General features: G+C 71.9%; 3 protein-coding genes. 1 reads left to right on the plus strand and 2 read right to left on the minus strand.

Going from position 1 to position 6,928, the window contains the following annotated elements; genetic code table 11:
• A partial coding sequence (locus tag Q0112_RS14695) for a malate synthase G (RefSeq protein ID WP_297976550.1) occupies positions 1 to 1,336 on the minus strand: 1,336 nt, incomplete at its 3' end.
• A gap of 230 nt (positions 1,337 to 1,566) precedes the next feature.
• Positions 1,567 to 4,308, minus strand: a complete 2,742-nt coding sequence (locus tag Q0112_RS14700; protein ID WP_297976552.1) for a valine--tRNA ligase — start codon at positions 4,306 to 4,308, stop codon at positions 1,567 to 1,569.
• 150 nt (positions 4,309 to 4,458) lie between these two features.
• On the opposite strand from Q0112_RS14700, the gene Q0112_RS14705 reads away from it, so the two are divergent.
• Entirely contained in the window at positions 4,459 to 6,768 is a 2,310-nt protein-coding gene (locus Q0112_RS14705; protein WP_297976554.1) for a xanthine dehydrogenase family protein molybdopterin-binding subunit, read from the plus strand.
• Positions 6,769 to 6,928: the final 160 nt, after the last annotated feature.

Raw genomic sequence — 6,928 nt, forward strand, 5'->3', positions numbered from 1 at the left:
CGAGGCGGTCCTTCGCGGCGCGGATGCACTCGCGGAGGTTCACCGTCGTCCGCCGCTCCTCGTCCATGATCCCGATCTTCAGCGTCAGCGGCGCCATGCCGAGCGCCGCTTCCACCCGCGCCAGGGTCTCGACCGCGAAGCCCACCTCGTCCGGCCCGTGCATCTTCGGCTTCACCACGTAGACCGAGCCGAGCGGCGAGTTCGCCCGCCGCCCGTTCCGGCCGACGTCGTGCAGCGCGCAGAGGCCGGTGAGCATGGCGTCCATGATCCCCTCCGGCACCTCGCGGCCCTCGGCGTCGCGGATCGCGGGGCTGGTCATCAGGTGCCCGACGTTGCGGACCAGCATCAGGGCCTGCGCGCGCAGGCCGAAGGGCGTGCCGTCCGGCGCGCGGAACTCCGCCTCCGGGTTCAGCCGGCGCTCGAAGGTCCGGCCGCCCTTGGCGACCTCCTCGGCGAGGTCGCCCTTCATCAGCCCGAGCCAGTTGCGATAGACCAGCACCTTGTCCTCGGCGTCGACGGCGGCGACCGAGTCCTCGCAGTCCATGATCGCGGTGACCGCGGACTCGAGCAGCACGTCGGAGACGTGCGCCGGATCGTCCCGCCCGATCGTGCTGCCGGCGTCGATCACGATCCGGATGCCGAGCCCGTTGTTGCGGAGGAGGATCTCGGTCGGTGCCGCGGCGTCGCCGCGGTAGCCGGCGAACTGCTCCGGCCGCGCCAGCCTGGTCGTTCCTCGCTCGAGCGCCACCGTCAGCGCGCCGCCCTTCACCGAGAAGCCCCGCGCCGCCGTCCAGCCGGTTCCGCGCAGCGGCACTGCGTCGTTCAGGAACGTGCGCACCCAGGCGATGACGGCCGCCCCGCGCTGCGGGTTGTAGCTCCGCCGCCGTTCGCGCCCGCCGTCCTCGGGAATGGCGTTGGTGCCGTAGAGCGCGTCGTAGAGCGAGCCCCAGCGTGCATTCGCCGCGTTGAGCGCGAAGCGCGCGTTCGACAGCGGAACCACGAGCTGCGGCCCGGAGACGTCGGCGATCTCGGGATCGACGCCGCTGGTCCCGACGCGGAACTCCGGCCCCTCGTCGACGATATAGCCGATCTCGCGCAGGAAGCCGCGGTAGGCGTCCCGGTCGGAGGGCGCCCCGTTGGCGCGGTGCCAGTCGTCGATCTGCTCCTGCATCCGGTCGCGCGCCGCCAGCAGCTCGCGGTTGCGCGGCGCGAGGTCGCGCACGATGGCGGCGAATGCGTCCCAGAAGGCGGCGGCCTCGATCCCGGTGCCGGGCAGCGCCTCCCTCTCGACGAAATCCGCCAGTATCTCGGCCACCGCCAGTTCCGCGCGCTTCATGTGCCGCATCTCGCCTCGACCTCCACGATCCTCCCCTGCCTAAAGCCCAAGCGGCGCGCGGCGTCAACGCGCGCCGGCCGCCGAACCGGCGCGCCCGCGGCGGAGGTATTTCGGCCTTTTGCTGAAGGTGGAACGCCAGTTCGGCGACCGCAGGCGCCGTTCAGGCAAAGTTATCAAGGATTAACCCGGGCACCCTCAGATCGGTTGATGGGCATTTCGCGCCGCCCCGATCACGCACCCCGCTCCAGATCGGCCAGCCGCGCCGCGGCGGCCTTCAGCACCTCGATCTCCGCCTCGGCCGCCTCGAGCCGCGCCCGCTGCTCGTCCACGACGTCCTCCGGCGCACGGGCGAGGAAGGCCGCGTTCGCGAGCTTGCCCCGCAGCCCGGCCGCCTCCTTGCCGAGCTTGTCGAGCGCCCTGGCCAGCCGCTCCCGCTCCGCCGCGACGTCGATGACCCCGGCCAGCGGCAGGCAGAAGGTCCCCCCCTCGCGCGCGAGGGTGATCGCCCCCCGCGGCGGCGCCTCCGCCCGCTCGAACCGCTCGATCCGCGCGAGCCGCTCGACCAGCGGCCGGTTCCGCTCCAGCGCCTCCGCCTGCGCCGGCGCGAGCTCGAGCTCCACCAGCGGCACCCGCGCCCCGGCCGGGACGTGCAGCTGCGCCCTGACCGAGCGGATGTCCTCGATGAGCCCGATGATCCAGTTCATCTCCGCATCCGCCGCCGGGTCGACCAGCTCCGCCCCGTACCCCGGCCAGTCGGCGTGGCAGAGCAGCTTCCCCCGCTCGGCGATCTCCCCCCAGAGCGCCTCGGTGATGAAGGGCATGACCGGGTGCATCAGGATCAGGCACTGGTCGAGCACCCAGGCCATGGTCGCCCGCGTCTCCGCCGCCCCCGCGCCGGCGAAGAGCGGCTTGGCGAGCTCCACGTACCAGTCGCAGACCTTGCCCCAGACGTGGGCATAGAGCGCGTTCGCCGCGTCGTTGAACCGGTAGGCCGCGAGCGCCGCGTCGAGCGTCTCGCGCAGGCGCCCGGTCTCGCCCACGATCCACCTGTTGGCGGTGAGGGTGACGGCCTCCGGGTCGAAGCCCGGATCCGGCTGGCAGTCGTTCATCTCCGCGAAGCGCGCCGCGTTCCAGAGCTTGGTCCCGAAGTTGCGGTACCCCGCGATCCGCTCCTCCGAGAGCTTCAGGTCGCGCCCCATCGCCGCCATCGCCGTCAGCGTGAAGCGCACCGCGTCCGCCCCGTACCGGTCGATGAGCTCGATCGGGTCGAGGATGTTCCCGAGGCTCTTCGACATCTTCTTGCCCTTCTCGTCGCGGACGAGGGCATGGATGTAGACCTCGCGGAAGGGCACCTCGCCCGTCAGCGCGAGCTGCATCATCATCATCCGCGCAACCCAGAAGAAGATGATGTCGAACCCGGTCACCAGCGTCGAGGTCGGATAGTACCGCTCGAGCTCCGGCGTCTCCTCCGGCCACCCCAGCGTCCCGAGCGGCCAGATCCCCGAGGAGAACCAGGTGTCGAGCACGTCCGGGTCGCGCGTCAGCGCCTTCCCGCCCGCCTGCGCCCGCGCCTCCGCCTCGGTCATCGCGCAATAGGGCGCGCCGTCCTCGTCGTACCAGACCGGGATCTGATGCCCCCACCAGAGCTGGCGCGAGATGCACCAGGGCTCGATGTTCTCCAGCCAGTGGAAATAGGTCTTCTCGTCCCGCTCCGGCAGGATCCGCGTGCGCCCGTCCCGCACCGCCGCGAGCGCCGGCCTGGCCAGCGTGGCTGCGTCCACGTACCACTGGTCGGTCAGGAACGGCTCGATCGCCACCTTGGACCGGTCGCCGTGCGGGACGACGTGGGTCTCGGCGTCGGTCCCGTCGAGCCAGCCCTCCTCCTCGGCCAGCGTCAGGATCGCGTCGCGCGCCTCGTAGCGGTCGAGCCCGTCGAGCCCGGCCAGCGCCTCCGACGCATCGGCCCCCTCCCAGAAGTCGGCATTGCCCTCGAGCGCGATCCGCGCCCGCGTGTCCATCACGTTGATCGCGCGCAGCCCCTGCCGCTGCCCGACCTCCCAGTCGTTGAAGTCGTGCGCCGGCGTGATCTTGACCGCCCCGGTGCCCTTCTCCGGATCGGCATGGGCGTCGGCGACGATCGGGATCGAGCGGCCGACCAGCGGCAGCCGGACCGTCCTGCCGACGAGATGCCGGTAGCGCTCGTCCTCGGGATGCACCGCGACGCCGGTATCGCCCAGCATCGTCTCCGGCCGCGTCGTCGCGACGACGAGATAGTCCCGCTCCTCCCACCCGGTCGCGCGGCCCTCCGCGTCGAAGGCGACCGGATGGCGATAGGTCTCGCCCCCCTCCAGCCGGTAGCGCAGCCGCCAGAGATGGCCCTTCTCCTCGACCTGCTCGACCTCGAGATCGGAGATCGCCGTCTCGAAATGCGGGTCCCAGTTCACCAGCCGCTTGCCGCGGTAGATGAGCCCGCGCCGGTAGAAGTCGACGAAGACCCGGAGCACCGCGTCATGGAAGCCCTCGTCCATGGTGAAGCGGTTGCGCGAGAGGTCGAAGCTGTCCCCGAGCCGGCGCGACTGCTCGAGGATCGTCCCGCCCGACTTCTCCTTCCACTCCCAGACCTTCGCCACGAAGGCCTCGCGCCCCATCTCCCGGCGCGAGAGGTTGCCCTCCCGCGCCAGCTCGCGCTCGACCACCATCTGCGTCGCGATGCCGGCATGGTCGAGCCCGGGCTGCCAGAGCACGTCATCCCCCCGCATCCGGTGCCAGCGGGCGAGGATGTCCATCAGCGTGTGGTTGAAGGCGTGCCCCATGTGCAGGCTGCCGGTGACGTTCGGCGGCGGCAGCAGGATCGAGAAGGCCTCCGCGCCCGGCCTCGCGTTGGCGCCGGCGCGGAAGGCGCCGGCCGCCTCCCAGGCGGCGCTGACCGCGGGCTCGGCGGTCTTGGCGTCGAAGGTCTTTTCCATCGGCATCTCGGGCATCCGGGGTCGTGGCGGGCGCCCGCTCATACCGCCCCGGCGCCGGAAGGGAAAGGGCAGGGAAAGGGCAGGGAAAGGGGCCGGGCCTATGGACGCAAGGGCCAAAACCGCTAGTCTCCGCCGGGTCAAGCGGGGAGGAGCCAGGTGAACGAGCTCGCGGCGAAGAGGTTCGGAACCAGCCAGAGCGTGCTGCGCAAGGAGGACGTCCGCTTCCTGACCGGCGCCGGCCGCTACATCGACGACACCGTCCCGGAGGGTGCGCTCTTCGCCGTCTTCCTGCGCAGCCCGATGGCGCACGCCCGGGTGCGCGCGCTCGACGTGAGCGAGGCGGCGACGGCGCCCGGCGTGGTCGCGGTCTTCACCGCCCGCGATTTCGCCGGCAAGCTCGACAATACCATCGACTCCGCGGTGGTGAGGAACCGCGACGGCTCGCGCGGCGCCAAGCCGCGCCGGCCGGTGCTGGCGGAGGAGGTGGTGCGCTTCGCCGGCGAGGCGCTGGCGATCGTCGTGGCCGAGACGCGGGAGGCCGGGCTCGACGCGGCGGAGATGATCGTCTTCGACCTCGACGAGCTGCCGGTGCACGTCGCGACCGCCGTCGGCGGGACGGCCATCCACCCCGAGGCGCCGGAGAACCTCGCCTTCGACTGGGCGCACGGCGACGAGGCGGCGACGGCCCGCGCCTTCGCCGAGGCGGCGCATACGACGCGGCTCGAGCTCGTCGACAACCGCGCGAAGGCGCTGCCGATGGAGCCGCGCGGCTGCTTCGCCGAGTGGGACGGCGCGCGGCTGCACGTCGCCTTCTCCGGCCAGGGCGTCTGGGGCCTGCGCGACGAGCTCGCGCGCGCCATGGGTCTCGACAAGGGCGCGGTCAGGGTGACCACGCCCGACGTGGGCGGCGGCTTCGGCATGAAGGCCTCGGCCTATCCGGAATATCTCGCCGTCGCCTTCGCGGCGCGCGAGACCGGGCGGCCGGTGCGCTGGATCTCGACGCGCAGCGAGGCGATGCTCAGCGACTGCGACGGGCGCGACCATGTGACGGTGGCCGAGGCCGCCTTCGACGCCGACCTCAGGCTCAAGGCGCTGCGCATCGACTGCGTGGCCGACCTCGGCGCCTGCAACGGGCCCTACGTCCAGTTCATCCAGTCGGAGCTGGCGCTGAAGGTGATGCCCGGCGTCTACGACGTGCAGACCACCTTCTTCCGGGTGCGCGGCGTCTTCACCAACACCCCGCCGATGGACGCCTACCGGGGCGCCGGGCGGCCGGAGGCGATCTACGTGCTCGAGCGCCTGATGGACTGGTCGGCGCGCCAGCTCGGGGTCGATCCGGTCGAGCTGCGGCGGCGGAGCTTCATCCCGCCCGACGCCTTCCCCTACCGTTCGGCGGCGGGCGAGCTCTACGACACCGGCGACTTCGGGCGGGTGCTCGACCGGGCGCTCGTGGAGGCCGACGTGGCCGGCTTCGCCGCCCGCAAGGCGGAGAGCGCGCAGGCGGGCCGGCTCCGGGGGCTCGGGCTCTGCTATTACATCGAGTCGATCCTCGGCGCGCAGAACGAGACGACGACCATCGCCTTCGCCGAGGACGGCATGGTCGAGCTCCACGTCGGCACCCAGTCGAACGGGCAGGGGCACGAGACCGCCTTCGCGCAGATCCTCGCCGAGCGGAGCGGCATCCCCTTCGACCGGGTGCGCTTCGTCCAGGGCGACAGCGACCGTATCGCGACCGGCGGCGGCACCGGCGGCTCGCGCTCGGCTACGATGCAGGGCAGCTCGATCCGCCACGCCGTCGACGAGGTCGTCGCCCGCTTCCGCCCGCTCGCCGAGGAGGAGCTCGAGGTCGCGGGCAGCGATCTCGTCTTCGAGGACGGCGCCTACCGCATCGCCGGCACCGACCGCAGCGTCGATCTCATGCGGCTCGCCGCGGTGGCGCGGCGGACCGGCAAGGCCGACCTGCTCACCACGACGCGCGAGTTCACCGTCCCCGGCCGCTCCTACCCGAACGGCGCGCATTTCGCCGAGGTCGAGGTCGACCCCGAGACCGGGCAGCTCAAGGTGGTGAAATACACCGTCGTCGACGACTTCGGCTACCTGATCAACCCGATGCTGGCCGAGGGCCAGGTGCACGGCGGCGTGGCGCAGGGGATCGGCCAGGCGGTGACCGAGGAGGTGGCCTATTCGCCCGAGGGGCAGCTGCTCAGCGGCTCGTTCATGGACCATGCCATGCCGCGCGCCGACGACGTGCCCTTCATGGCCTTCCATACCGAGCTCGTCCCCTCGACCGCCAACCCGATCGGGATGAAGGGCTGCGGCGAGGCGGGGACGGTCGGGGCGCTCGCCGCGGTGACCAACGCCGCCCTCGACGCGCTCTGGGAGGCGGGCGTCCGCCACGTCGCCATGCCGCTGACGCCCTCGCGGGTCTGGGGCTGGCTGCAGGCGGCCGCGCCCGAGGGCCGTTAACGAAGCTTTCGATCTGGTTAACGCCGCAGGGGGAAATCTAGCAAAAACAGTAGGATGACAAAGTGGGCACGCGTGCCCACCCCGTGCCTTTCAGCGCCGAATCCAGAGGTTCCGCCAGCCGGCGCGCGACGGCTCGGACCTGGCGAGGCCCGAGCCCTCC

The sequence above is a fragment of the uncultured Amaricoccus sp. genome (assembly GCF_937858865.1).
Classification (GTDB): domain Bacteria; phylum Pseudomonadota; class Alphaproteobacteria; order Rhodobacterales; family Rhodobacteraceae; genus Amaricoccus.